The organism is Pseudomonas sp. R-28-1W-6, from assembly GCF_009799925.1.
Classification (GTDB): domain Bacteria; phylum Pseudomonadota; class Gammaproteobacteria; order Pseudomonadales; family Pseudomonadaceae; genus Aquipseudomonas.
Genome location: NZ_WELK01000006.1, coordinates 88491 through 113194, shown reverse-complemented (window position 1 = coordinate 113194; position 24704 = coordinate 88491). Strand labels below are relative to the sequence as shown.

23 protein-coding genes and 2 pseudogenes are annotated in these 24704 nt (G+C 67.0%); 10 read left to right on the top strand and 15 right to left on the bottom strand.

All coding sequences use genetic code 11. From position 1 onward, the window contains the following. Positions 1 to 145 precede the first annotated feature (145 nt). Positions 146 to 610, bottom strand: coding sequence for a glycine zipper 2TM domain-containing protein (locus tag F3I62_RS13440; protein WP_160490147.1), 465 nt, complete (start codon positions 608 to 610; stop codon positions 146 to 148). A 164-nt stretch (positions 611 to 774) separates the two neighbouring features. On the opposite strand from F3I62_RS13440, the gene F3I62_RS13435 reads away from it, so the two are divergent. Beyond that, positions 775 to 1011, top strand: a complete 237-nt coding sequence (locus tag F3I62_RS13435) for a hypothetical protein (protein ID WP_160490146.1) — start codon at positions 775 to 777, stop codon at positions 1009 to 1011. A gap of 83 nt (positions 1012 to 1094) precedes the next feature. Here F3I62_RS13435 and pdxH read toward each other — a convergent pair whose 3' ends face one another. The 10 genes and pseudogenes from pdxH to dinG form a co-directional block, all read right to left on the bottom strand. Next, complete coding sequence (pdxH, locus tag F3I62_RS13430) at positions 1095 to 1742, bottom strand: pyridoxamine 5'-phosphate oxidase (RefSeq protein WP_160490145.1); 648 nt, start codon at positions 1740 to 1742, stop codon at positions 1095 to 1097. Positions 1743 to 1797: 55 nt separating this feature from the next. Beyond that, positions 1798 to 2475 (bottom strand): annotated as a pseudogene (locus tag F3I62_RS13425) (OmpA family protein); the annotation flags it as partial. Between the two features lie 23 nt (positions 2476 to 2498). Beyond that, positions 2499 to 3644 (bottom strand): serine hydrolase domain-containing protein, encoded by a 1146-nt coding sequence (locus F3I62_RS13420; RefSeq protein ID WP_160490143.1) that lies wholly within the window; start codon positions 3642 to 3644, stop codon positions 2499 to 2501. 103 nt (positions 3645 to 3747) lie between these two features. Next, positions 3748 to 6030: a beta-agarase gene (locus tag F3I62_RS13415; protein WP_160490142.1), complete on the bottom strand. Its 2283-nt coding sequence runs from the start codon at positions 6028 to 6030 to the stop codon at positions 3748 to 3750. A gap of 81 nt (positions 6031 to 6111) precedes the next feature. Then, positions 6112 to 7230, bottom strand: a complete 1119-nt coding sequence (locus F3I62_RS13410) for a glycosyltransferase family 1 protein (RefSeq protein ID WP_160490141.1) — start codon at positions 7228 to 7230, stop codon at positions 6112 to 6114. Further along, a complete protein-coding gene (locus F3I62_RS13405) occupies positions 7230 to 7943 on the bottom strand; it encodes a hypothetical protein (protein WP_160490140.1) in 714 nt (237 codons plus the stop codon). Before F3I62_RS13405 ends, F3I62_RS13410 begins: the two co-directional genes overlap by 1 nt. Then, on the bottom strand, positions 7940 to 8935 hold the full coding sequence (locus F3I62_RS13400) for a hypothetical protein (RefSeq protein WP_160490139.1): 996 nt from the start codon (positions 8933 to 8935) through the stop codon (positions 7940 to 7942). The genes F3I62_RS13405 and F3I62_RS13400 overlap by 4 nt, the downstream gene beginning before the upstream one ends. Positions 8936 to 8963: 28 nt before the next feature. After that, positions 8964 to 9986, bottom strand: a complete 1023-nt coding sequence (locus F3I62_RS13395) for a glycosyltransferase family 2 protein (protein ID WP_160490138.1) — start codon at positions 9984 to 9986, stop codon at positions 8964 to 8966. Positions 9987 to 10091: 105 nt separating this feature from the next. Continuing rightward, positions 10092 to 10928, bottom strand: a complete 837-nt coding sequence (locus tag F3I62_RS13390) for an SDR family NAD(P)-dependent oxidoreductase (RefSeq protein ID WP_160490137.1) — start codon at positions 10926 to 10928, stop codon at positions 10092 to 10094. Between the two features lie 24 nt (positions 10929 to 10952). After that, on the bottom strand, positions 10953 to 13097 hold the full coding sequence (gene dinG, locus F3I62_RS13385; protein WP_160490136.1) for an ATP-dependent DNA helicase DinG: 2145 nt from the start codon (positions 13095 to 13097) through the stop codon (positions 10953 to 10955). A gap of 93 nt (positions 13098 to 13190) precedes the next feature. On the opposite strand from dinG, the gene F3I62_RS13380 reads away from it, so the two are divergent. Beyond that, positions 13191 to 13655 carry a CopD family protein gene (locus tag F3I62_RS13380; RefSeq protein ID WP_160490135.1) on the top strand — a complete coding sequence of 155 codons (465 nt, stop codon included), beginning with the start codon at positions 13191 to 13193 and terminating at the stop codon, positions 13653 to 13655. Between the two features lie 149 nt (positions 13656 to 13804). On the opposite strand, the gene F3I62_RS13375 is transcribed toward F3I62_RS13380, so the two are convergent. Next, positions 13805 to 14539 carry an OmpA family protein gene (locus F3I62_RS13375; RefSeq protein ID WP_160490134.1) on the bottom strand — a complete coding sequence of 245 codons (735 nt, stop codon included), beginning with the start codon at positions 14537 to 14539 and terminating at the stop codon, positions 13805 to 13807. A gap of 122 nt (positions 14540 to 14661) precedes the next feature. Further along, positions 14662 to 15015, bottom strand: a pseudogene (locus F3I62_RS20320) (OmpA family protein); the annotation flags it as partial. 432 nt (positions 15016 to 15447) lie between these two features. On the opposite strand from F3I62_RS20320, the gene F3I62_RS13365 reads away from it, so the two are divergent. Both F3I62_RS13365 and F3I62_RS13360 read left to right on the top strand, forming a co-directional pair. Beyond that, positions 15448 to 15945 carry a DUF6231 family protein gene (locus tag F3I62_RS13365; RefSeq protein ID WP_160490132.1) on the top strand — a complete coding sequence of 166 codons (498 nt, stop codon included), beginning with the start codon at positions 15448 to 15450 and terminating at the stop codon, positions 15943 to 15945. Between the two features lie 4 nt (positions 15946 to 15949). Then, entirely contained in the window at positions 15950 to 16417 is a 468-nt protein-coding gene (locus tag F3I62_RS13360) for a YchJ family protein (RefSeq protein WP_160490131.1), read from the top strand. 33 nt (positions 16418 to 16450) lie between these two features. Here the strand turns inward: F3I62_RS13360 and F3I62_RS13355 are convergent, their stop codons facing one another. After that, complete coding sequence (locus F3I62_RS13355; RefSeq protein WP_160490130.1) at positions 16451 to 16999, bottom strand: hypothetical protein; 549 nt, start codon at positions 16997 to 16999, stop codon at positions 16451 to 16453. Between the two features lie 112 nt (positions 17000 to 17111). Between F3I62_RS13355 and F3I62_RS13350 the strand changes: the two genes are divergently transcribed. The 6 genes from F3I62_RS13350 (at position 17112) to F3I62_RS13325 (ending at position 24076) form a co-directional block, all read left to right on the top strand. Next, on the top strand, positions 17112 to 17609 hold the full coding sequence (locus F3I62_RS13350) for an LEA type 2 family protein (RefSeq protein WP_160490129.1): 498 nt from the start codon (positions 17112 to 17114) through the stop codon (positions 17607 to 17609). A gap of 7 nt (positions 17610 to 17616) precedes the next feature. Next, on the top strand, positions 17617 to 17817 hold the full coding sequence (locus tag F3I62_RS13345; RefSeq protein ID WP_160490128.1) for an SEC-C metal-binding domain-containing protein: 201 nt from the start codon (positions 17617 to 17619) through the stop codon (positions 17815 to 17817). Positions 17818 to 18179: 362 nt separating this feature from the next. Beyond that, positions 18180 to 20717 (top strand): penicillin acylase family protein, encoded by a 2538-nt coding sequence (locus F3I62_RS13340; protein ID WP_160490127.1) that lies wholly within the window; start codon positions 18180 to 18182, stop codon positions 20715 to 20717. A gap of 410 nt (positions 20718 to 21127) precedes the next feature. Beyond that, positions 21128 to 21805, top strand: a complete 678-nt coding sequence (locus F3I62_RS13335; protein WP_160490126.1) for a polysaccharide lyase family 7 protein — start codon at positions 21128 to 21130, stop codon at positions 21803 to 21805. Between the two features lie 369 nt (positions 21806 to 22174). Further along, complete coding sequence (locus F3I62_RS13330) at positions 22175 to 22654, top strand: hypothetical protein (protein WP_160490125.1); 480 nt, start codon at positions 22175 to 22177, stop codon at positions 22652 to 22654. Between the two features lie 138 nt (positions 22655 to 22792). Continuing rightward, entirely contained in the window at positions 22793 to 24076 is a 1284-nt protein-coding gene (locus tag F3I62_RS13325) for an OmpP1/FadL family transporter (RefSeq protein ID WP_160490124.1), read from the top strand. A 59-nt stretch (positions 24077 to 24135) separates the two neighbouring features. Here F3I62_RS13325 and F3I62_RS13320 read toward each other — a convergent pair whose 3' ends face one another. Then, positions 24136 to 24687: a glutathione peroxidase gene (locus F3I62_RS13320; protein ID WP_160490123.1), complete on the bottom strand. Its 552-nt coding sequence runs from the start codon at positions 24685 to 24687 to the stop codon at positions 24136 to 24138. Between the last annotated feature and the right edge of the window lie 17 nt (positions 24688 to 24704).

The following is a 24704-nucleotide window of genomic DNA, read 5'->3' as shown; positions in this document are numbered from 1 at the left end:
TCCCGGGCATGAAAAAGCCGGCATCACGCCGGCTTTTTTCTGGCCCCTGGCCATCGGCCGCAGCCTCCCCCGTGCAAGCCTGGCTTCACGCCGCGAGCCGCTCCCACCGGCAACCTGCGATTGCCTGCAACGGCCCGCTGGCGCCTCAGTGGGCGACGCGGCTGGTGCCGTCGACGCTCATGATGCGCACGCGCTCGCCGACACGGAAGATTTCATTCTCCTGCACTTCCTGCACGTAGGCGCGCAGGGTGCCGTCGTCTTCGCGCACGGTGATTTCCACACCCTGGGTGCGGGTCAGGCCTTCCTCGGTCATGGAACCGAGCAGGCCACCGGCGACCGCGCCGATCACCGCCGCCACCACCGAACCGCGGCCGTCGCCGATGCCGCTGGCGGCCACACCGCCGGCCACCGCACCGGCACCGGCGCCGATCGGCGTCTTGGTGCCCTCGATCTTCACCGGACGCAGCGACTCGATGGTGCCCATGCGCACGGTCTGCACCTTACGCGCCTCGTCGCGGCTGTAGCTGTCGCCACTGAGGTTGGACACGCAACCACCCAGCGTGAGCGTCAGGGCGGCAACAGTCGCAGTCAACAGCATGGATTTACGCATTTGATTCTCTCCGTGAAAGGCAGTGAACATTAGACCCTGCCGACCGAGGGATGTCACTCGCACCTTGTTCCACTAGTTTAGCGGCTGGTCGCGACAATAGGTCCGGTTCTCGCCTGGCCCCGATTTGGCTAAGGTGGCGCCATCAGCCACGTCGAGATCGCCGCATGGATTACTTCATCATCTTCATCACCACCGCCGCCGGTCTGTACTTCCACTGGTGGCTGTACGTGCGCATCAAGCGCTGGGTCGACCGCGACCTGGCCCTGTCACTGGCCGGCGACGACGCGGCCAAACGCGCCTACATGCTCGAACGCCTCGACGCGGCCAAGGCCGCCGGGGTCAAGCGCGGCGAACTGCCGGCCTGGCTACAACGCGCCGCCGACGAGTACCGCTGCGCCTGAGGCGGGCTGCGCCGCCGCTCATGCCCGGCGGCAGCCGCCGGCCAAGCCATGCCGGGGCGTACGCACCCCGGCAGCGCCGCGGTTCAGGGCGCCAGGCGCTCGCGCAACCAGCCGGCGTCCTGCAGGCGATAGTTGAGGCGGTCATGCAGGCGGCTGGAGCGGCCCTGCCAGAACTCGATGCGCTCGGCCAGCAAGCGATAGCCGCCCCAGTGTGGCGGGCAGTGCGGCGCCTTATCGAGAAAACGCTGTTCGGCTTCGCTGAGCAGCCCTTCCAGCTCGCCGCGATCGCGGATCACCCGGCTCTGCGGCGAGGCCCAGGCGCCCAGGCGGCTGCCCAGCGGGCGCACCTGGAAATAGGCATCCGATTCCTCGGCCGTGACCCGCTCGACCCGCCCCTCGATGCGCACCTGGCGCTCCAGGGTCGGCCAGAAGAAGGTCATCGCGGCGAACGGCCGGGCAGTCAGCTGCTCGCCCTTGGCGCTGTCGTAGTTACTGAAGAAGGTGAAGCCGCGCTCGTCCAGGCCCTTGAGCAGCAGCACGCGGCAGTGCGGGCGACCGGCCTCGTCCACCGTGGCCAGGGTCATGGCGTTGGGCTCCACCGGCGGCTGCTCGGTTTTCACCGCATCGGCGAACCACTGGCGGAACAGGGAATACGGCTCGTCCGGAGCCTGGGTCTCGCAGAGACCATCGCGGGTGTAGTCGCGGCGCATATCGGCCAGGGTATGGGCCATGGTGAAGCCTCCTGAAAATGACAGCTCCAGCTTACTCGACCGCCACCTGCTTACCTTGATCTGCGACAGTTTGTGCCGGAGCCGCCGGCTGGCTGTACTTGGCCAGCAGGGCGACCAGGGTCGGCTGCGGCGTCAGCACGATTTCCACCCGGCGGTTGAGGGCGCGGCCCTCGGCGCTGTCGTTGGCCGCACGCGGCATCACCGAGCCCAGGCCTTTGAGCAGCAGGCGGTCACGCTGCAGACCGCTGAGGCGGAAGATCGAAGCCACGGCCTTGGCGCGGTCTTCGCTGAGCTTGCGGTTGGCCTCGACCTGGCCGCTGCTGTCGGCGTGGCCGAGAATCAGCACGGCGGTGCGGGGGTCCTTCTCCAGCAGCTTGGCCACCCGGGTGAAGGGACCGAGCACCGCCGGCATCAGCATGCTCGGGCGGTCCGGGTTGAACGAGCTCTGCACCGGCGCCGTCACCACCAGCACGTTCTTCTGCCGTTCCAGCTGCAGCTTGCTGCCCTTCAGCGCCTCGCGCAGGCGCGGCTCGTATTCGTCGAGCCAGGCATCGGTGAGCTGGTGATCGACCTTCGGTACGGCGGCCGGCGTCTTGGCCTTCTCCACGCTGCCGAACGACCACCAGCTGCTGGCAGCGGACTTGTCGGCGGCTTTTTCCGCGGGCTTGTCGGCAGAGCCGGCACAGGCAGCGAGAGTGAAGCAGAACAGCAGGGAAAGCGCGTGCTTAGGCATGTCGGGTATCCACGAAACGGGGTTCAAAGGCATTGGCCCAGCGCACGCGCCAGTTTCTGCGCGCGCGGGTCCATCAATACATAGGGGCCGAGGCTGTTGGTGACGAAGCCGAAGGCGACCTCGCGCTCGGGGTCGGCAAAGCCCACCGAACCGCCCGCGCCGGGATGGCCGAAGGCCTTGCGCCCGAGGCCGTAGGTGGCGTTGGCCACCTCGGCCTGGTCGAGCATGCAGCCCAGGCCCAGGCGGGTCCGGGTGAGCAGGGTCTTGTCCTCGCCGCAGGCGTGCTCGCGGGTCATCTCGTTGAGCAGTTCGGCTTCGAGCAGGCGACCATCCAGCAGGCCGGCATAGAAGCCGGCCAGCGAACGGGCATGGCCATGGCCATTGGCTGCGGGTTGCTGCATGCGCCGCCACTCGGGTTTGTTGGTACTGGTAAGGATAGACGGCGGATTGGCGAAAGCCCGTGTGCTCATCGCCGTCGGCTCGCTCATCATGCAGCGCAGCAGGCGTTGCGCGGCGGCGTCGCCCAGCTCGCCCTTCTTGCGTGCGATATGGGCGACGCGGGCGAATTCGCTGTCGGCCAGGCCGACATGGAAATCCAGGCCCAGGGGCCTGGCGATGCGCGCGGCGATGGACTCGCCGGGGCCGCGACCATCGATGCGCCGCAGCACTTCCCCGACCAGCCAGCCGTAGGTGATGGCCGCATAGCCATGGCCTTCACCGGGCGTCCACCAGGGCTGTTCGTTGGCCAGGGCCGTGGTCATCTGCGCCCAGTCGTACAGGGCTTCGGCCGGCAGCAGCTCGCGCAGGGCCGGCAGGCCGGCGGTGTGGGCCAGCAGCTGGCGCGTGGTGATGCGCGCCTTGCCGGCCGCGGCGAATTCCGGCCAGTAGTGCGCCACCGGCACGTCCAGGTCGAGCTTGCCCTCGCCGACCAGCTGCAGGGCAGCCACCGCGGCGAAGGTCTTGGTGCAGGAAAACAGGTTGAGGATGGTGTCACTGTGCCAGGCCTGCTCGCCGTCCTTGTCGGCCACACCGGCCCACAGGTCGACCACGGTGTCCCCGCCGATCTGCACGCACAGGGCGGCGCCACGTTCCTGGGGATCGTTGAACAACTCGGCGAAGGCGTCTTTCAGCGCTTCGAAACGCAGGTCGAAATGGCCCTGGATCTGCAACCTGATACTCCTCGGTCAGACTGGCCGGCATTGTTCCAGCCGCAGCCGCGCATGTGAATCCTGACGTTTCAGCCAGCGCCGTCGGTCAGACCAACGGTGCGCCTCAAAGTTGCGACGCAGTCGGTTTCGGGCTGGCCTTGAGCAGTTTCGCGGCAACCTGCAGGTTGCTCTTGCGCACCGCCTCGACGAAGCCCTGCCAGGGGCGGTCGGTGATGCCGAGCAGGCCGAGGTGGCCGTTCTCGCCATCGAGCAGGCGCCCGCTGACCGGTTGATCGAGGTATTGGAACCAGTGCACGCCGACGATGGTCGGCTCCTCCAGGGCCTTGTCGAGGAAGTGCGCATAGGCCGGGCCGCGCTCCTCTTCCTTGTACACCTCGCTGACCCCGCCCCAGAACGGGCCGCGGTCACGGGAACCGAAGTGGAACTCGCTGATCAGCAGCGGCTTGTCCAGCGCGCGCAGGGTGGCGAAGTCATAACCATGCTGCGGTTCGCGGGTGTAGAAGTTGAAACTCATGACATCGCAGTACTGGGCGCAGGCGGCAATCGCCTCGGGTGTGGTGATGGCGAAACGGCCGCCCAGCAGCAGGTGGTTGGGCGCGTGCCACTTCAGCGAATCGGCGATGGTCTTGAAGTAGGTGTCGGCGAACAGGCGCTGGAAGCTCTGCAGGTCGGCCTCGATCTGCGGGTGCTCGGCGCTCGGCAGCGGCGCCTCGAAACCCGGGTCTTCCATCAGCTCCCAGGCGCTCAGCTGGATGCCCCAGGCCTTGGACAGGCCATTCTGGTTGCGGTACTTGTCGCGCAGCAGCTTGAGGAAGGCGCGCTTGGCCGGCACGTCGGTGGTCAGGCGCAGGGTGTTGTAGGCCAGGGCATAGCGCGCCTTGGGCTCGCTGCCGGGCGAGGCCCAGGCCAGTTCGTTGTCGGCGAAGAAGCCGAGCAGCCAGGGATCGTCGCGACGGTCGCGGCTGGCGATGGCGATGGCCCGTTCGGCGGCCATGGCGAAGCGCGGGTCGAACGGGTCGGGCACCCCGCCCCACCAGTCGAGACCGGTGCTGATGGTGGCGTAGTCGCCGGAGATCGACAGCGGCACCGTGTAGGGCATGCGCTGGGCCGCGCCGAGGGTGTCGTCGCTCCAGTTGCCGAGGGTGTTGAAGCCCCAGGCCTGCAGACGGTCGAGGCTGTGCGCGGTCCAGCGCGCCGCGTCCAGGCCGGCGGGCGGGCACGCGGCAGCCTGCTGCTCGGCCGGGGCCGGCGAAGCGGCCAGCGGCGGCGCGGCCAGCGGCGGGCATGGCTGGGCGTAGCTGCGCTGCAGGTTGGCCTGGTAGAAATCGAACCAGCGCCCCTGGGCGAAGTCGCGCCCCCGGTTGGCGCCGGTGGCGCTGCGGCTGTCGCTCTTGCCGTAGTAACGGGCCAGCTCTTCGCCGTCCTTGGGCAAGGCGCTGAACATCGCTTCGCGGCCTTCGACATAGGTGCGGCTCTGCCAGGCACTGACGGCGTTGACCCCGAGGGAATAGAACGGGTGCCCCTCCGGGGTCACCAGGTACCAGCGGCCCGCCTGCTTCTCCGTGCGGAAGAAGCCTTTGGCCTCGAACTGCGGGCCTTCCAGCAGGCCGCCGAAGCGGTCCTGGTTCGGCCGTTTCTGCAGCCAGGCCTGCAACTGCGTCTGCTCGCGGCTGGCGGCCTCGCGCAGCTGCTGGTCGCTGCCGACCTTCTCCGGCCAGTGGCCGCGGCTGTATTGGCCCCAGGCATCGATGATGCCGTGGTAGGCGGCCTGCTGCGCGGCATCCGCCGCCTGCACGCCGAAGCGGCCGAGCAGCACGCTCTGCGGCGCATTCGGGCGCTCCAGGGACAGGCTGACCGAGCTGACCTGGGCCGCGTTCAGTTCGCCGCTGACGGTTTCCGCCAGCAGGATGCGCTGGCCGCCCACGCTAATCGGCATCGGCGGGCCGGCGCGCATGCCGCGGGCCAGCGGCGAGCTGGCCGCGAGCGGCACCAGCAGGGTCTGCGCCGGGCCGGCCGGCAGGGCGATGCGGCTGTGCAGAACCTTGCCGTCGCGGCTGGCGATGTGCACATCGAGGGTGATCGCCCAATCCATCGCGTTCTGGATGCGCAGGCTCATGGCCCCGCTCTGCGACCAGTCCCAGTCGCCGCTCTGCGGCGTCAGCCTGAGGGTCGGCCGCTCGCCGGCATTGAACAGCACGCGGCGCAGCACCTCGCCTTCGGCGGTGGGCTCGGCGGTCAGCTGCGGCAGGCTGGCCTGCTCGGTGCTGACTTGCACGGCATCCAGCGGACGCACGAAGTTGAACAGGGTCTGCGGTTCCGCCGGGGCGGCAACAACGGGAAGGGTCAGCAACAGGGCAAAAGCGGCAGGCAACGAGCGGCGAATCATGTGACAGCACTCCGGGACGACGCGCCAGTAGACAACAGGTCGGGCGCATGATGCCAGCCCGACTTTATTCCGAGTAGTGCTCTACCCCGCCCTTTGCGCCGCCGTGCCGGCCAAGGCCAGCAGGCAATCGACCCAGGCCTCCAGGCGCCGCCGGGCATGCTGCAGCCGCGCATCATCCGGCTCGCCCGCGCCGGCCGCGATCAGGCGCCGGCTGGCCGCCGCCAGTTGCTCGGCAAACTGCGGTGCGTCGCCCCGCCAGACCAGCACCTCGTGGCGCAACCCCAGCTCGGCGGCACGCCGGGCGTTGCTCAGCTGCTCCGGCTGATCGCTGACCAGCAGCAGGATCGGCCGCCGGTAGACCTGCGCCACCGACAAGGCGGCCATGCCCGGTGCCGAGATGATCAGCGCGCTGTGCGCCGCCGCATCGATCCAGCGCGGGTCGCGCGCCAGCCAGCCGGCCCGTTCGGCATAGCCCTCGCCCACCCTCAGGCTGGCCAGGCCGACCTGCGCCAGGCCCTGCTCCACGCCCGCGGCCAGGGCCGGGTCGCGAAAGTGCGGATTGAGGTAGACCGCCGCGCAAGACGGCGGCAAGGCCGCCGGGCGCTCGGCCAGGGCCACCGGAGTCGGCAGTTCGAAACAGGCCGGCGCGCTTTCGCGGGCCTCGGCATAGGCGAAATCATGCTGCAGCCGGGCCCGCGCACGCCCCAGCTCGAAACCGATGGCCGCCGCGAAGGCGCGCGCCAGCCAGCCGGGCAGGCGCCCGTGGAAGTTCTCCTGCAGCGCCTGGCGCAGGCTGGCGCCATACACATGGACGATCTTGCGCCGCCAGACCGGCAGGCAGCCCATCACCAGCAGCGCCGGGTGGAAGGAATCGTTGACCAGCAGATCGACGCGGGCCAGGCGCCGGCGCAGCCAGTAGATATCGCGCAGCATGCGGCGCGGGTCGAACAGGTAGCGGGCGACGGTGCGGTCGGTCGCCTCGCGCTGCATGTTCTGCTGCTCGTCGAACTGCACGGCGTAATGCCGCGACAGCACCTCGGCGGCGATACCGAACTCGGCGAGGAAGGCCACGCCCGCGTCGGAGGTGGTCAGCAGCGTCACCTCGGCGCCACGCCCACCCAGGGCCTGGGCGAGCAGCTGGGCGCGCATCAGGTGGCCGCGGGCATCGGCGGTGGCCAGGTAGAGAATCCGCGCCGCCATCAGCGGCGCCAACCGGCGCGCAGGCGCAAGGCGACGCCGACCAGGTACAGGCCCACAGCGCCGCTGACGCCCCAGGCGCGGTCCACCGCGCGAGCCTCGGCCAGCAGCTGCTGCAGGTGCGGCAGCTCATGCTCGGCCACGCTCAGGCCGAGGGTGCGCATGCACAGGCGCACATGCTTGCGTTCGTCGTTGAGCACGCGGCCGAGCAGGCCCTGCAGCGGATGTTCGGCCGGCAGCACCGCGCAGTGGCGGCTTAGTACCCTCTCGGCCATCTGCTCGGCGCACAGGCCGATGGCATAGGCCGGCACCAGCAGGCCCTGCTGGAAATGCGCGGCATGGCGGCGAGCAATGCGCTGCCAGCGGCGGATCTTGGCCTGACTCAGGCGATCGGGACGCGGCGCGCTGGGCGGCTGCATGCCGCGTTCACGCAGGGCCGCGGCGAACAGCGCGCTGTGCTCCTGCTCTTCCAGCAGGTGCTGGCGCACCTGGCGCTCCAGCCAGGCCGGCGGATTGGCCAGCAGCTCATGCTGCAGGGTCTTCTCGGTCGCCTCTTCGCCGATCAGGTAGATGCGCAGCAACAGCAGCTCGCCGGCGCGGCTGGCATGCAGCTGGCGCAGGGCGGCACGCTTGATGCGGTCGACCAGGAAGGCCTGCAGGCGCGGCCAGCCGCGCAGTTGCGGCGCGGCGAACAGGGCCAGGGGCACGACACTCATGGCGCCGCGTCGTGCTGCTGGGCGCCGAGGATCAGGCCGATGAAGCTGTCCTGGAGAAATGCCTGGGCCGCCGCGCCGGCTTGCGGATAGTCGATCCGCTGGCCGCGATAGCTCAGGTAGCCCTTGCCCTCCCGCGCGCCGAGCAGCAGCTTGTCGTACTTGGCGAAGCCCTCGGCCTGCAGGGGCTGCAGCAGCTCGACCCGCTCCAGGCCGAAGAGAAACAGGTCGCGCCGGATCACCGACAGCGGCAGGCGGCTGCGCAAGGCCTGCAGCTCCAGGGTCCAGCTGCCGCCCTGCAGGGTCTTGGCCAGGTCGGCATGGCCGCCCGGCACATGCAGGCTGGCGCGCAACGCCGGCAGTGCGGCCGGCCCCACGCCCAGGGCAATGGTGATGTCGGCATACTCGGCCCTGGCCGCCTCGACCCGGTTGTCGCGCACCTGAACGAACTGCTTGGCCAGCCGCGCCGCAGTCGAGGGCGAGGTCAGCACCTGCAGGGCGTGATCCGGCTGCAGCAGGGATTGACGCTTGCCCGCCACGTCGGCCTGCACCTGATAGAGATCGACCTGCACCTCGCTCAGATCGCCCGTCACCGGTGCATGGGCGTGCAGGCTGGTGCTCCATTCCTGGCCCTCCTTGCTGATCAGCAGATGCAGGCTGACCGGCACCGTCTGGCCATTCTGCGCCCGCGCCCGGCCATGCAGCAGCACATCGGCGATGACGGTCTCATCGGGGTAATCCTGGCCGTTGCGCAGCACCAGGGTCTTGCTGGCGCTGTCCAGCCGCGCGCGGGTGTGACCATCGTCCAGGGCGATGCGGTTGCAGTCGCTCAGCGGCGCGGCAGCGGTGGCCAGGGGGCAACCGCTGGCGCTGGCGAACGGGAACACGCCGCGGCCGCCGAACTCCTCGGCCTGGGTGATGCCGCTGCCCAGGCCCAGGGCCAGCAGCACGGCCAGATGGGAGGAAACAAGTCGAGAGGTAGACGCTGCGTTCACGGTAATCCCTTCCGTTAGCCAGGGGCGCTCAGGCCCGGTGATAGGACAGCGCCTGGGCATCGGCCACCGTGCGGCCCAGGGTGTTGATGCCGACGCCGCGTGCCAGCGCACCCGCCATGTCGACCAGGGAGAACGCCAGGATCAGGCCCCGGGCGCCCAGCCCACGCAGGCCATGCAGGGCCGGCAGGTCCTGGTGATTGAGCGCGCACTGGCTGCAGTACAGGCGCGCCAGGAGGATGCCCAGCGGCGCCAGCGGACCGCTGCGGGCCAGCCACTGCAGGCGTTGCGGCAGGTAGGCGCGCAGCAGGTAGGGGGTCAGGCCGACCGAGTCCTGGCCACGCATCCAGCGCAGCTTGAGCGCCTCGCCGCGCGTATCCGGCAGACGGTGCTCGGTATGCGCCGCCGCGGCATAGTGCAGGGCGATACCGGCGGCCTGCAGGTTGAGGCCGAGTACCTGGCAATGGGCGCGATACAAGCCGTCCAGGGCCTGATAGGCATGCTCGGCGAACACCTCGCGGCGGAACACCACGTTGTTGGCGTAGAAGTTGCGCGTGGCGCCGGCGGCCAGCGGGCTGGGGAAGTACATGAAGTCGATGGTGGTCAGCGCCGTGCCGGCCAGACTGCTGCTGTAACTGGTGCGCCCGGCCACCACCGCCGGCGGTTGCTCGGCGCACAGCGGCAGGAGCAGTTGCTCCAGCCAGTCGGCGGCCGGAATGCAGTCGGCGTCGGCGAACACCACGTGATCGCAACGCTCGCCCTGCACCGCGGCAAAACCGAGGTTCTTCGCCGCGTAGTAGCCGGTCTGCGCCTCGATCGGGACGAACTGCAGGGACAGGCCGGCGGCCCGGGCCAGTTCCTCGCACACGGCATCGGGCAGGCCGTCATGGGTCACCACCACCTGGGCCAGCTGCGTCAGTGCCAGGCTTTGCCCCTTCAGGTGCTGGAACAGGCGGCCGAGGCTGGCGGCCACCCGCTGCAGGTCGGCGCCGCCGCGCAGGTTGTTGGTTTCCAGTACCAGGGCCGTGCGCGCGGCCAGTTCATTCAGGTTCATCCTTGCTCCTGGGCTGCCAGCGCAGCCAATAGATCACTCACTTCGCGGCCAGAGTAGCAGCCCTCGGCGAGCGCCGGCTTGCAGCAGATCACGCCCGACGCAGATCTAGATGGTCGAGCGCTTCATGCGGTCGAGCCAGCGATCCGGCAGCAGGCGATTGAGTACGCGGAACAGCTTGGCCGGCACCGTCACCGGGTAGCGGATGCGCGGCACGCGGCTGTGCAAGGCCTGCAGCACCACCTCGGCCACCGCCTGGGCCGGCAGGGTGTACTTGACTGCCGCGCCCTCCCTGGCCAGGCGTTCTTCCATCTGCGCGTAGGCCGCGACATGCACGCCCTGGCTGGTATCCACATGCTTGCGCAGGGCCAGCAGGCTGTTGGCGCGAAAGCGCGCGATGATCGGGCCGGGCTCGATCAATACGGCCTCGATGGCGCTGCCGGTGAGTTCCAGGCGCAGGGTATCGACCAGGCCTTCGATGGCGAACTTGGAGGCGTTGTAGGCGCCGCGCAACGGCAAGGCGGCATAGCCCAGCACCGAGCTGTTGAACAGGATGCGGCCGTGCCCCTGGCGGCGCATCACCGGCAGCACCGCGGCGGTCAGCTCGGCCGGGCCGAACACATTGATCTCGAACTGCTCGCGCCAGGCAGCCCGCGGCAGGTCCTCGATGGCGCCGGGCTGGCCGTAGCCGCCGTTGTTGAACAGGGCATCGAGGCGGCCGTCGGTCTGCGCCAGCACCGCCGCCAGCGCGCTGTGGATGCTGGCCGGGTCGCTCAGGTCGAGCTGGACGGCATTGAAGCCCTCGGCCTGCAGGCGGGCGACATCCACGGCGTGCCGCGCCGAGGCGAAGACCCGCCAACCCGCGGCGCGGCAGGCCACGGCGGTGGCATAACCGATGCCCGTGGAGCAACCGGTGATCAGAATGGAACCGCAAAGCTCGGGCACTGAGCTTTCTCCTAGGCGATGGGGTTAGCTGATTTCCCGGCGAAAGGGCGGCAAGGCATTGAGGATCGCCTTGCCATAGCGCTGGGTGACCACGCGCCGGTCCAGCAGAGTAATGGTGCCGCGATCCTCTTCAGTGCGCAGCAGGCGGCCGCAGGCCTGCACCAGCTTGAGCGAGGCATCCGGCACGGCGATTTCCATGAACGGGTTGCCGCCGCGCGCCTCGATCCACTCGGCCAGCGCCGCCTCCACCGGGTCGTCCGGCACGGCGAAGGGAATCTTGGCGATCACCACGTGCTCGCAATAGGCACCGGGCAGGTCGACGCCTTCGGCGAAGCTGGCCAGGCCGAACAGCACGCTCTCCTCGCCGTCGTCGACCCGCGCCTTGTGCTTGTTCAGCGTTTCCTGCTTGGACAGGTTGCCCTGGATCAGCACGCGCTTGCGCCAGTCGCGGTCGAGGCCGTCGAACACGTCCTGCATCTGCTTGCGCGAGGAGAACAGCACCAGGGTGCCGCGCGAGCCGGCCACCAGGCTGGCCAGGTCGCGGATGATGGCCGCGGTATGCGCCGCCGCATCGCGCGGGTCGGCCTTGAGGTCGGGCACCTTGAGCACGCCGGCATCGGCATGCAGGAAGGGGCTGGGCACCACCGCGGTGACCGCTGCCTTGGGCAGACCGGCACGCATGCGGAAGCGGTCGAAACTGTTCAGCGCGGTCAGCGTAGCCGAGGTCACCAGGGCGCCGTAGGCGACATTCCACAGGTTGCGGCGCAGGGTCTCGGCGGCGAGGATCGGGCTGGCGTTGACCTCGATATCGAACAGCGCGCCGCTCTCGGCCAGGGTCAGCCAGCGCGCCATCGGCGGGCTGTCCTCGGGGTCCTCGACGGTAAAGGCGGTCCACAGCTCCCAGTTGCCCTGGGCGCGGGCCAGCAGGCTGCCGAACAGCGGGTACCACTCCTCGGCCTGGTGGCTGGCGATGCCAACGGCGCCTTCGCCATCCATGGCTTCCTTGAGCAGTTCGGTGAGGCGGGTGAACACGTCGGTCAGCTGCGAGAAGCCTTTCTTCAGCTCGATGCCCAGTTCGCGCAGGTGCTCGGGTACCAGGCCGCCGACGAAACGGTGACGGGGGCGCTCGCGGCCTTCCATGTCCTCGCCGGCCTTGAAGTCGGCCAGCTGCTCGCAGGCGCTGAACATAAATTGCTGCTGCGTCCTGAGCTCCCTTGCCATCTCCGGCACTTTCTCGATCAGCATACCGAGGTCGCCGGGCAGCGGATTCTGCGCCAGCAGCTTGGTCAGGTTCTTTTCCACCTGGCCGAGCCAGTCGGCGGTGCTGCGCAAGCGGGTGAAGTGGGCGAAGTGACCGATGGCCTTGTCCGGCAGGTGGTGGCCCTCGTCGAATACGTAGAGGGTTTCCCGTGGATCGGGTAGTACCGCGCCGCCGCCCAGAGCCAGGTCGGCCAGCACCATGTCGTGGTTGGTGACGATCACGTCGACCTTGGTCATGCCCTCGCGCGCCTTGTAGAAGGCGCACTGGCCGAAGTTCGGGCAATGGCGGTTGGTGCACTGGCTGTGGTCGGTGGTCAGGCGGCTCCACACCGCATCGTCGAGCTCCTCGCTCCAGCTGTCGCGATCGCCGTCCCAGCGGTTGCCGGCAAGTTTCTCGATCATCCCGGTAAACAGCTTCTGGCTGCTCTCGTCGACGTCCAGGCGGAAACCTTCTTCGGCGAACATCTGCGCGGTGGCGCCCTGGGCCTCGCCTTCCTGCAGCAGCATGTCGAGCTTGGACAGGCACAGGTAGCGGCCACGGCCCTTGGCCAGGGCGAAGCTGAAGTTGAGGCCGCTGTTGCGCAGCAGGTCCGGCAGATCCTTGTGCACGATCTGTTCCTGCAGCGCCACGGTCGCGGTGGCGATCACCAGGCGCTTGCCGGCGGCCTTGGCGATGGGAATCGAGGCCAGGGCATAGGCCACGGTCTTGCCGGTACCGGTGCCCGCCTCCACCGCCACCACGGCGGCTTCGCCATCACGCTGGCCTTCGTCGTTGTGCTGAATGGTGCCCAGCACCTTGGCGATCTCGGCGATCATCAGGCGCTGGCCATAGCGCGGCTTGAGGCTCTTGGCCTCGAGGAAACGGCTGTAAGCGCCCTGGATCTGGGACTTGAGTTCGGGACTGAGCATGGGCGCGCAATAGAGACTGGATAAATTCTCAGTAGTTTACCGGCAGGTTATGATGCCGCGCCATGCTTAACCGCCCCTGATACGGAGAACCCGATGACCGCCTTCGCCGCCGTTTACACCCTGCACCTGCTGGCCGCCCTGATCTGGGTCGGCGGCATGTTCTTCGCCTGGATGATCCTCCGCCCCGCCGCCGTCGGCGTGCTCGAGGCGCCGGCACGCCTGACTTTGTGGGCCGAGGTATTCCGCCGTTTCTTCCAGTGGGTGTGGCTCGCCGTGCTGCTGTTGCCGGTATCCGGCATGGGCCTGCTGCACCTGCGCTTCGCCGGCTTCGAGACTGCGCCGCGCTATGTGCACATCATGATCGGCCTGTATCTCGTCATGCTCGCGCTGTTTTTGCGCATCCAGTTCCTCCAGTTGCCAGTCCTGCGCCGCGCCATCGCCGCGCAGGACTGGCCGAACGGTGGCGCAGCATTGGGGCGCATCCGCAAACTGGTGGGCATCAACCTGCTGATCGGCCTGGGCCTGGTGGCAATCGCCGGTCTGCGACCGACACTCTGAAACAGAACCTGACACCGCCCGACGAGGAGCGGAGCCTATGCAGCAGGGCTGCCGAGCCCGATCGAGGGCGAATGAAAATGAAGGGGATCCCCGTGTCACCCGCAACGCAGGTGACACGGGAGCAGCGTGCTGCACACGCCTGACGCTGGCTAGGGTTGCGCCTCAACCGCGGCCTCTACCCGACGATTGATGGCTCGCCCCTCATCGGTATTGTTGTCGGCAACCGGCTGCGACTCGCCATGCCCCACGGACGACACCCGACCACTCTCCACCCCGTACTGGTTGACCAGCACATCGCGCACGGCATTGGCACGGCGTTCGGACAAGCCCTGGTTGTAGGCATCGGTACCGACAGAATCGGTGTGCCCCTCAACCACGGTGGAGGTTTGCGGGTATTGCTTCATGAAGTCGGCCAGGCTCTGGATGTCGGCGAAGCTGCCTTCCTTGACCACGGACTTGTCGAAGTCGAACTTCACGTCCAACTCGACGCGCACCGCTTCGCTCGCCTCGACAACCGGCGCAACGGGTTCCTCGCCGCTCGGATAGACCGGCAGCGGGCAGCCGTTGTGGCTAACCGGGGTATTGGCTGGGGTATCGGGGCAACGGTCACGCCGGTCGAATACGCCATCGCCGTCTGCGTCACCATCTTGGGCATAGCACACCAGGGTTCCGATGACCGCACCGGCCACCGCACCGCCTGCTGCCCAGGCTGAACTCTCGATTGCGCCAAGACCGCCGCCGGCCAGGCCGCCAATCGCCGTACAAATGGGCCAGTTCCCTTGGTTGAGCGGCGCATCTCCCGTACTGGAAGTCGTGACGCAACCAGAAAGAACACTGCTGACCAAGAGAAGGGGTACTGCAGCCCTTGAGAGTCTTGTTCTCATGGCGGTGATCTCCTGTGTCACCGGTTGATTACCGGTAACACAGGAGTAAAGACCCGTCCCCCTAAGTGTACAAGCCGGCGGTCACTGACACATCAGTGAACACAGGCAAGAGGAAGGGATCATCAGGGACGTGCTTCGACCTCGGCCTCAACGCGGCGGTTGATGGCGCGACCGTCACTGGTGGCGTTGTCGGCAACCGGGCGGCTCTCGCCATAACCGGCAGCATTGACGCGATCCGGCGACAGACCGTACTGGTTGACCAGCACGTCACGCACGGCATTGGCACGACGCTCGGACAGACCCTGGTTGTAGGCATCGGTACCCACGGAGTCAGTGTGCCCTTCAACCACGGTGGTGGTCTGCGGGTACTGGCTCATGAAGTCGGCCAGGGCCTTGATATCGCCTTGGCTTTCTTCCTTGACGGCGGCCTTGTCGAAGTCGAATTTCACGTCCAGCTCGACACGCACCGGTTCGGCAGGCTCGGCCACGGTTTCCTCGACCACGGTTTCCTCGACTACGGCTACCTGCTCTTCGGCGCCATGCACCCAGCAGTACGCCGCGGCCATGCCCGCACCAAGCACAGCACCACCGCCCGCCCAGCTAGAGCTTTCGATCGCACCCAGAGCAGCGCCACCCACACCGCCAACGGCCGCGCAGGTAGGCCAATCGGTTTTCTGCAGGCCGGAGCAACCAGTCAACAGGCCGCTTGCCAACAACAGGGGTACAGCTTTCCTTGTAATGCTCATTTTTTTGCTCTCCTGTAATAATCGGCACCAAACCGACACTCAAGTAGTAAAGACAGCTGTTTTACAATCCGCCAGCTATTAGGAAACTTCACTGACCCATGTCATTACTAGGCCATTTCCGTGCGGCAGGTTAGTCTTTACCTATAAGTTCGGAATTTGGCAATGACTGACAGACTTTCCACCCGCACGCCGCAGCAGGCGCTGGCCGCCCTGCTCGAATACCATGCCCCGCAGCGCCTGCTGCTGATTGGCGCCAGCCATCTGCCGGCACTGGAAGCCTTCCGGGCCGCCCACCCCGCGAGTGAGGTCGCCACTGCTGCAGCCGGCGCCCTGCCGGCAGAGTTAGCGGCGCGGCGCTTCGATCTGGCCCTGGTGGTCGACTGCCTGGAGCACCTGCCCAAGCGTGCCGCCCTGGAACTGCTCGGCGGCATCCGCAACCTCAATGCCAGCCGGATCGCCGTGCTGGTCGACCTGCAGGCCTGCGACTGGCAGGAAACCGACTTCTTCGCCCTGGCCCTGCAAAACAGCGAGAGCTTCCAGCGCGACGAACAGACCCTGCACCTGTTCACCTACGACCTGCGCGACTACAAGCAGGTGCCGGACTGGCTCAACGCCAAGTTCTGGGCCAACCCGGAAAACTTCGGCAAGTACTGGTGGTAAAGCCATGAGCCAGACGTGCCCGTGCGGCAGTGGCAATTCGCTTGCGCAATGCTGCGGGCGCTACCACGCCGGCACCCCGGCTCCCAGCGCGCAAAGCCTGATGCGCTCGCGCTACAGCGCCTATGTCCTGGGCCTGATCGACTACCTGATCGCCACCACCCTGCCCGCCCAGCAGGCCGGCCTGGACCGCGCCGCCATCAGCGCCTGGAGCCTCGCCAGTACCTGGCTCGGCTTGGAGGTGGAAAGCGCCGAGTCGATCGGTGGCCAACCCGAACACGCCTTCGTCACCTTCACGGCCCGCTGGCACGACGACAGTGGCGAGCATAGTCACCGCGAGCGCTCGGCCTTCGTCCAGCACGCCGGCCGCTGGTATTTCATCGACCCGACCGTGCCGCTCAAGGCCGGTCGCAACGATCCCTGCCCCTGCGCCAGCGGCGAAAAATTCAAGAAGTGCTGCGCGCCCTACCTGTGAAATCAACGGGCCCGCATGCTGCGGGCCCGTCGCTCATTGCAGCTTGAGATGCGACACATCCGGCGCTGGCGCCGCCGGGCCGGCCTTGGCCTGGCCCATGTCGCTGCCCACCGGGGCCAGGCTGAACTGCGACAGATCGACCTGCGGCGCCTGCACAGCGGGCCGGCTATCCTGCAAGTCGGCGCCGACCGGGGCGATGCCGAAATCCGGCGCCTGCACATCGGCAAAGGCCGCCATGTACTCATCCCGCGGAATCACCCGCGCACCGACGCCGACCGCTGCTGCCGGCGCCACTGCGGCGACTGGCGCGGGCGACACGGGGGCCGGGGCCAGTTCGACTTCTTCGATCGGCAGATCCAGAGCCTGCACCATGGCCACGGCTCCGGCCCGCTCTAGGGTGGCGCGGTACTTCTCCGCGCCCGCCGCATCCAGGCCACTCTTGATCACGATGCGCCGCCCGGAAAACAGCAGCTCGATGCGCTGGGCGTCGGCCTGGAACAGCCGCGCCAGGTTCTCCTTGACCTGCGGCAACTGAGCGCCCGGCACCAGTTGCCCGGCAAAGGCGATCTCGTAGAGACTCATCGTCACACTCCTGTCTATTTTGCTGCCCAGTATGGCGCAGGTTTTTTTCCTGCAACAACAGATTGCCACCAAGCAACCGCTTGTTAAACTGAGGCAACAATCGGAGATTGAAATGCTTTACCAGGCGCAAATGATAAGAATTATCAGCCTAATCCTCTGCCTCGCCCTCCCCTCGAGCATCGCCGGCTGCTCGACCTGGCTGACCGACAGCTTCGAAGACCCGCAGGTGCGCCTGGTCAAGGTCGACCTGGTCAAGGCCAAGCTCATGGAGCAGCGGTTCATCCTGCGCTTTCGCATCGACAACCCCAACGCCGCGAGCCTGCCGGTGCGCCGCCTGGACTACCGGGTCAGCCTGAATGGCGTGCTGCTGGCCGAGGGGGAGTCCAACGAATGGTTCACCGTGGCCCCGCACAGCCATCTGCAGTTCGACGTGCCGGTGCGCACCAACCTGTGGCGCCACCTCAAGGGCATCGTGCGCGCCCTGGAACGAACTGAGGAGCCGATCCACTACAGCTTCCAGGGCACGGTGAAAACCGGCCTGCTGTTCGGGCGCAGCGTGCACCTTTCGCGCAATGGCGAGATAATCCCCGGCGACTACCTTCCGGAGTGATTCACCGATGAACCAGCAACCCCATGTCCATGGCCCCGACTGCAACCACGAGCATGACCACGATCACCATGATCACGGTCACGTGCACGGCCCGCACTGCAACCACGCCCATCAGGAGCCGGTGCGCAACCCGCTAAAGGAAGTCGGCCGCAACGACCCCTGCCCCTGCGGCAGCCAGAAGAAGTTCAAGAAGTGCCACGGCGCCTGAGCCAAGAACCTGTCCACTATCTCGCGAGCCAGAGCCGGACGAGGCGCAACGACCAGCGGGAGCAACAGCCGAAGGCTGGCCCGCAGGGCGAGCGCCAGCGAGTCAAAGGGCCGAGGAAGCAAAGTTTGCGAGCTGTACTCGTTTCACTCGCCCCCCCGAGCCGCGCTAACGCGCGTTAGTGGCAAGCCGCTTTCCGCGGCGGTTTGCAACGGCGGATGCCCGACGCCCAGCAGATCGTGAACAGGCCCTGATCCCGCCCGGCAGAACCGTCGCCGGTTCTGCCGCCGCGGCCCTACCGCCGCCCCGCTGCGCCCTCTACAATCCCCGCCTTTGCAAACTCTTTTCGCGCCAGGAGCCAGTCCATGGGTTCGCGCCTCTTGCCTCGCCCGCTGCTGCTCGCCACGGCGGCCACCCTGTGCAGCAGCCTGTTCCTCGGCGGCTGCCAGTCGTTCCTCAACAGCCGCTACGCCAGCAGTGTGCCCCCGGACCAGGGCATCGTCCGCGTGCAGGGCCTGGCGCAGAGCGTGGTGGTGCGACGCAACCCGCTGGGCATGCCGCTGATCGAGACCACCACCTTCCACGATGCGCTGTTCGCCCTGGGCTACGTGCACGCCAGCGACCGCCTCAGCCAGATGGTCGGCATGCGCCTGCTGGCCGAGGGCCGCCTGGCCGAAATGAACGGCCCCGGCGTACTGGAAATCGACCGGTTCATGCGCGCGGTCAACCTGCGCAAGAGCGCCGAGGTGCTGTACAAGAACGCCTCGCCGCGGATGAAGCAGTTCTTCGAGGTCTACGCCCGCGGCGTCAACGCCTACCTGTTCCGCTACCAGGACAAGCTGCCGATGGACCTGGCCGAGTCCGGCTACCGCCCGGCCTACTGGAAGCCGGAAGACTCGGTGCTGGTGTTCTGCCTGCTCAACTTCGGCCTGGCGGTGAACCTCAAGGAAGAGATCGCCGCCCTGACCCTGACCGGCAAGGTCGGCGCCGACAAGCTGGCCTGGCTGCTGCCGACCTACCCGGACGAGCCGTTGCCCTTCGAGGAAGCCGAGAAACTGCGCGGCCTCAACCTGGGTGGACAGATCCAGGGCCTGGCCGCCATCGATCAGGCCGCCGGCCAGGTGGCCGAGCTGAACATGCTCGGCGTCGCCGCCTCGAACAACTGGGCAATCGCCCCCCAGCGCAGCAGGAGCGGCAAGAGCCTGCTGGCCAACGACACCCACCTGCCGCTGTCCATGCCCTCGGTATGGAACTACGTGCAGATCCGCTCACCGAAATTCCAGGCCGCCGGGGTCTCCATCGCCGGCGTACCGGCGGTGGTCGCCGGCTTCAACGGCAAGCTGGCCTGGGGCATGACCATGGTCATGGGCGACAACCAGGACCTGTTCCTGGAGAAGGTCAAGCGCCAGGGCAGCCGCCTGTACTACCTGGCCGACGGCCAATGGCAACCCGCCACCGAGCGCCAGGAAACCTTCTTCATCAAGGGCCAGCGGCCGATCCGCGAGACCCTCTACGAGACCCGCCACGGCCCGCTGCTCAACTCGGTGCTGGGCGAGCGCAAGCACCCCCTGCAGCCGCTGCAGTTCAACAGCGGCTATGGCCTGGCCCTGCGTACCGCGCAGTTCGAGGAAGATCATTCGATCGATGCCTTCTTCGACCTGTCCCGTGCGCAATCGGTGGAGCAAGCCTTCGAGGCCACCCGCGAAGTGCGCGCCATGGCCCTCAACCTGGTGTTCGCCGATGCCCAGCACATCGGCTGGCAGGTCACCGGCCGCTACCCCAACCGCAAGCAGGGCCTGGGTCTGCTGCCCTCGCCCGGCTGGGACGGCGCCTACGACTGGGACGGCTATGCCGACCCCATGCTGCACCCCTACGACCAGGACCCCATGCAGGGCTGGCTGGGCACCGCCAACCAGCGCACCGTGCCCCGCGGCTACGGCATGCAGCTGTCCAACTCCTGGTTCTACCCCGAGCGCGCCGAGCGCATCGCCCAGCTGGCCGGCGCCGGCAAGCACGACCAGCGCAGCATGATCGCCATGCAGTACGACCAGACCACGCCGTTCGCCGGCAAGCTGCAGGCGATGTTCGACGCGCCGGGCATGGCCCAGCCGCTGCAAAAGGCCATCACCGCCCTGCCTGCCGCCGAACGCAGCAAGGCCGAGGAAGCCTACAAGCGCCTGATGGCCTTCGACGGCCGGATGAGCGCGACCTCGGCGGATGCCGCCCTGTACGGCGCCTTCCTGCATGAAAGCGCGCGGCAGACTTTCCTCGACGAACTGGGCCCGGACGGCAATCCGGCCTGGCAGGCGCTGGTGGACACCGCCAACGACTCTTACTCGGCCCAGGCCGACCACCTGCTCGGCCGCGACGACAGCCCGTTCTGGGACGACATCCGCACCGCGCAGAGGGAAGACAAGCCGGTGATCCTCGCCCGCACCCTGGCCGCCGCCGTGGCCTTCACCGAGGCCAAGCTGGGCGCCGACCGCCAGGCCTGGCAATGGGGCAAGCTGCACCAGTACACCTGGGCCAGCAACGCGACCAAGATGGCGCCCCATCTCGGCGCCAGCGAGCGCAGCAGCATCAATGCCATCCAGGGCTACCTGGACCGCGGCCCCTATCCGGCCGGCGGCGATCACGGCACGCTCAACGTGGCGGCCTACCACTGGGGCCAGGGCTTCGACACCTGGCTGATCCCGGCCATGCGCGTGGTCGTCGACTTCGGCCGCGAAGAGCCGATGATCGGCCTCAACAGCTCCGGCCAGTCCGGCAACCCGGCCAGCCCGCACTATGCCGACGGCATCGACGCCTGGCTCAAGGGCGGCTACATGAGCTTCCCGTTCCAGAGCCGCAATATCGACAAGGTCTACGGCAACAAGCGCCTGCTGCTAATGCCGGGGAAATAGCCGACCGCTCAAGCCTGGTCCTAGGGGCGCCTTCTGGCGCCCTTTTCATGCCTGTGCGAAACGTGCGAGCCCTCACAAAACCACACAGAGACGCATCGGCCGCTGCCCATGGGCGCACGGTCAGGTTCCGTGAAAAAAATGCTTTGCCATCAGCAAATCCAGGTAGGAAGCGGAATTCCAATTCCATATAAAGCCATTTTAATGACGCCAAGAAAACGACAAACGGTGATTACCGCAGCCGCCGCCAGGCCTTATAAAGCGCCCATGTTCGCCGCACGGCCGCTGGCCAGGCGAACTGCTAGGGCTTCATTCGGCGCGTAAGTTACCGGCAGGGCAGCTGGATAGTTTCAGATTCGGGATCGATAGGCACCGCGAATGATTTAGGCATTTTCTCGGAGTCTGTAACCATCATGATCGACCTCAACACCTGGAACCTCACCATCCCCGTCGGCGAACCGGCCACCACCATCGAAACGCCGCTGCTGGTCGGCGGCTACCAGGACGACTACTTCCAGAACATCAACGGTGCGCTGTTCTTCTGGACCCCGGTCAGCGGCTCGACCACCCCCAACGCCAAATACCCGCGCAGCGAACTGCGCGAAACCTATGCCGATGGCAGCCTGCGCAACTGGAAATACAACGCGGCCGACAACTACCTGCGCGCCTCGCTGAAGGTCACCCAGGTGCCCTCCACCGGCAAGATCGTGATTGGCCAGATCCACAACCTGGAAGGCGACGACCCGCCGCTCAAGCTGTCCTACCAGTACAAGAGCGACACCAGGACCGGCAACATCGTCGCCATCTACCGCCTCAAGCCGGGCATCGACACCACCAGCGTGACGGTGTTCCGCGACGTGCCGCTGAACCAGAGTTTCTCCTACACCATCCGCCTGACCCCCAGCGGCACCCTGGTGGTCAATGTGAAGACGCCGAGCAGCACCACCAGCAAGTGGACGGCCAAGCTCGACCCCAGCTGGGCCACGCAGAACCTCTACTTCAAGGCCGGCTCCTACGTGCAGGACAACCTCGGCGATGCCAGCGAAGCCGGCGCGGTGAACTTCACCAACCTGCTGATCGAACACCTCTGAAGCCCCCGGCGCCCCCGGCCGGGGCGCCGCCCCAGGCGCAGCAGCGCCTGCGCCTCCCAGCCCAGGCCCGCCCCAGCCTCGGGCTGCTGCAACACCCGGCCCAAGCCAATGGCACTGACACCCTCTGCGCCTGCTCCAGCGCCCGAGCCAGGCATTGCCACGCCTAGCACCAAACACAGGCTGCGTAAGTGCTGGTTGATATATGCAGCCTTACCAAAATCCTTAAACAGTTTAAAAACAGCCTTTTACAACAGCTTTATCGCACTACACTTCAAAACGAGCGGCTAACCCCGCTCCCGGCGGGGGCTTTATTAAAACCAAGAACAGCTGCCAAACACGGCCCCCGCCGGCACCCTTCGCGAGGGCCTCATGGGAATTGCCGCCAGCGAGCTGTGCCAGCATGTCATCCGCCCCACCCTGCTCTACCTGGGGCGCCACTCTCCCACTGCCGAAGCCCTGCTGCTGGGCGCCGCGGCCAGCCAATCGGCACTAGGCTCAGCCCTCGACGACCCGCACGGTCACGGCCTCTATCGCATCAGCACCCGCCGCCATCAACTGCTCTGGGACCAGCACCTGGCGCGCGACCCGGACCTGGCCAGCCTGGTGCGCGGCCTGGCCAGCCAGCACGCCTTCCTCTGCGCGCCCCACCTCGAGCTGATCGTCAACCTGCGCTATGCCACCGCCATCGCCTGGATGCTGGTCGAGGCCCAGGGCAGCCGCCTGCCCGCGGCCGACGATCTGCCGGCGCTGGCGCGCATCTGGCGCCAGGTATTCCAGCCACACGGGCGCCTGCGCGACTTCCTTCAGGCCTGGCAACTGTGCGTCGACAGCCAGCCCCACGCCGCCTGAAAATACATGACCGAACAGTCAGATTAACACCGCGGATTAATCCGACGAATATCCTTGTAAATACCGTAGTAGAGCGGTTGGCAAGGGTCGACAAAATGGGTAGCTTGCCGCCCCCGTTTTGCTGTCGACGAGTTCCCGATGAAACACACCTGGTTCAAAACCACCCTCGCTCTGGCCATCGGCGCCATTTCCACTCACAGCCTGGGCAACGGAATTGCCATCAACGAACAAAGCGTCAGCGGCATGGGTACCGCCTTCGCCGGGCGCGCCTCATCGGCCCAGGATGCCACCACCCTGTTCGGCAACCCGGCCGGCCTGAGCAAGCTCAAGCGCGCCGAAGCGGTCGGCGGCCTGGGCGTGGTCAAGGCCAATGTCGACATCGACGATGCCAGCGCCGACTCCAGCGAAGGCGACATGGTGCCCACCGCTGGCGTGCCGTTCGCCTACTACGCCAGCCCGCTGAACGATGACTGGCACTACGGCATCGGCCTGTATGTGCCGTTCGCCCTGATCAGCGACTACGAGAAAGGTTTCGGCGGCCGCTACAAGGGCCAGTACAGCAAGGTGGAAGTGGTCACCCTGCAACCGACCCTGAGCTACCGGATCAACGAGCGCGTCTCCGTCGGCTTCGGCCCGACCTTCAACAAGATCAAGGGCAAGCTGGTCAGCAAGCTCAACGATGGCGCCGTCGGTGGTAACGGCGACACCGAAATCGATATCAAGGGCGACGACACCGCCCTGGGCTTCAATGCCGGTGTGCTGGTGGATATCACCGAGCAACTGGCCTGGGGCCTGACCTACCACTCCAAGGTCGACTACACCCTGGAAGGCCGTACCCGCGTCACCGGCGGCGAAGGCCCGGTCTTCGGCCGCTTCAACGGCGACTATGACGCCCAGCTGGACTTCACCACCCCGGAAATGCTCGACAGCTCGCTGACCTACCAGCTGGACGAACAGTGGACCCTCTACGGTGGCGCCACCTGGACCCGCTGGAGCCGCCTGCAGGCCATCACCGTGCACAACCAAGGCACGCCGAGCCTGCTGGGCATGCAGCCGATTGGCGAAGTCAGCGAAGAGATGAACTGGCAGGACACCTGGTCCTACGCCATCGGCGCGGCCTACCAGCTGAACCCGCAATGGCTGCTGCGCACAGGCTTCGCCCTGGACGCCTCGCCGGCCGCCAACGACAACCGTACCGTGCGCATCCCGGTGGGCAACCGCAAGGTCTTCGCCGTCGGCGCCGGCTGGTCCCCCACTGCCGACATGACCCTCGACCTGGCCTATTCCTACCTGCACGAGAGCGATGCCAAGGTCGACCAGCACGCCACCAAGATCGCCGGCGTCGACGTCGGCCCCGGCTACAGCGCCACCTACAAGAACAGCGCCCACGGCGTGGGCATGCAGCTGACCTACCGCTTCTGACGGGCCATCTGGCGCACATGAAAAAGCCGGGCATTGCCCGGCTTTTTCATGCCTTCATTTCACGGCTGGCTGGCGATGGCCTGCTCCACGGCAGCGATCAGATCTTCATCATCCGGCTTGGTCAGGCTGGAGAAACTGGCGATCACCTTGCCGTCGCGGCCGACCACGTACTTGTAGAAGTTCCAGCGCGGCGCACTGCTCTGCGCCGCCAGCTCGCGGAACAGCGGCAGCGCCGCGTCGCCGCTGACCACCTGCGGCTCGCTCATGGCGAAGGTCACGCCGTAGTTGACGAAGCACACGGTGGCCGTCTCTTCACTGTTGTCCGCTTCCTGCCTGAAGTCATTGGACGGTACGCCGAGCACTTCCAGGCCCTGGCCCTTGTAGCGCTGGTACAGCACCTCCAGCCCCTTGAACTGCGGAGCGAAGCCGCAGTGGCTGGCGGTGTTGACCACCAGCAGCGGCTTGCCGGCAAAACGCTGACACAGGTCGATGCGCTCCTTGGAGCGCAGTTGCTGCAGCTCGCCCTGCAACAGTGGCGGGCATTCGGCCGCCAGCAGCGACCCGCTAAACAGCCCGACCAGCAACGCCAGGGCACTACGCGACATGCTCATGATGACAACCTCTGCAC

Coding starts and splice junctions, on each gene's coding strand:
- F3I62_RS13440 (WP_160490147.1), bottom strand. CDS start 610: ATGCGTAAATCCATGCTGTTGACTGCGACTGTTGCCGCCCTGACGCTC.
- F3I62_RS13435 (WP_160490146.1), top strand. CDS start 775: ATGGATTACTTCATCATCTTCATCACCACCGCCGCCGGTCTGTACTTC.
- pdxH (WP_160490145.1), bottom strand. CDS start 1,742: ATGGCCCATACCCTGGCCGATATGCGCCGCGACTACACCCGCGATGGT.
- F3I62_RS13415 (WP_160490142.1), bottom strand. CDS start 6,030: ATGATTCGCCGCTCGTTGCCTGCCGCTTTTGCCCTGTTGCTGACCCTT.
- F3I62_RS13410 (WP_160490141.1), bottom strand. CDS start 7,230: ATGGCGGCGCGGATTCTCTACCTGGCCACCGCCGATGCCCGCGGCCAC.
- F3I62_RS13405 (WP_160490140.1), bottom strand. CDS start 7,943: ATGAGTGTCGTGCCCCTGGCCCTGTTCGCCGCGCCGCAACTGCGCGGC.
- F3I62_RS13395 (WP_160490138.1), bottom strand. CDS start 9,986: ATGAACCTGAATGAACTGGCCGCGCGCACGGCCCTGGTACTGGAAACC.
- dinG (WP_160490136.1), bottom strand. CDS start 13,097: ATGCTCAGTCCCGAACTCAAGTCCCAGATCCAGGGCGCTTACAGCCGT.
- F3I62_RS13380 (WP_160490135.1), top strand. CDS start 13,191: ATGACCGCCTTCGCCGCCGTTTACACCCTGCACCTGCTGGCCGCCCTG.
- F3I62_RS13375 (WP_160490134.1), bottom strand. CDS start 14,539: ATGAGAACAAGACTCTCAAGGGCTGCAGTACCCCTTCTCTTGGTCAGC.
- F3I62_RS13365 (WP_160490132.1), top strand. CDS start 15,448: ATGACTGACAGACTTTCCACCCGCACGCCGCAGCAGGCGCTGGCCGCC.
- F3I62_RS13360 (WP_160490131.1), top strand. CDS start 15,950: ATGAGCCAGACGTGCCCGTGCGGCAGTGGCAATTCGCTTGCGCAATGC.
- F3I62_RS13355 (WP_160490130.1), bottom strand. CDS start 16,999: ATGAGTCTCTACGAGATCGCCTTTGCCGGGCAACTGGTGCCGGGCGCT.
- F3I62_RS13350 (WP_160490129.1), top strand. CDS start 17,112: ATGCTTTACCAGGCGCAAATGATAAGAATTATCAGCCTAATCCTCTGC.
- F3I62_RS13345 (WP_160490128.1), top strand. CDS start 17,617: ATGAACCAGCAACCCCATGTCCATGGCCCCGACTGCAACCACGAGCAT.
- F3I62_RS13340 (WP_160490127.1), top strand. CDS start 18,180: ATGGGTTCGCGCCTCTTGCCTCGCCCGCTGCTGCTCGCCACGGCGGCC.
- F3I62_RS13335 (WP_160490126.1), top strand. CDS start 21,128: ATGATCGACCTCAACACCTGGAACCTCACCATCCCCGTCGGCGAACCG.
- F3I62_RS13330 (WP_160490125.1), top strand. CDS start 22,175: ATGGGAATTGCCGCCAGCGAGCTGTGCCAGCATGTCATCCGCCCCACC.
- F3I62_RS13325 (WP_160490124.1), top strand. CDS start 22,793: ATGAAACACACCTGGTTCAAAACCACCCTCGCTCTGGCCATCGGCGCC.
- F3I62_RS13320 (WP_160490123.1), bottom strand. CDS start 24,687: ATGAGCATGTCGCGTAGTGCCCTGGCGTTGCTGGTCGGGCTGTTTAGC.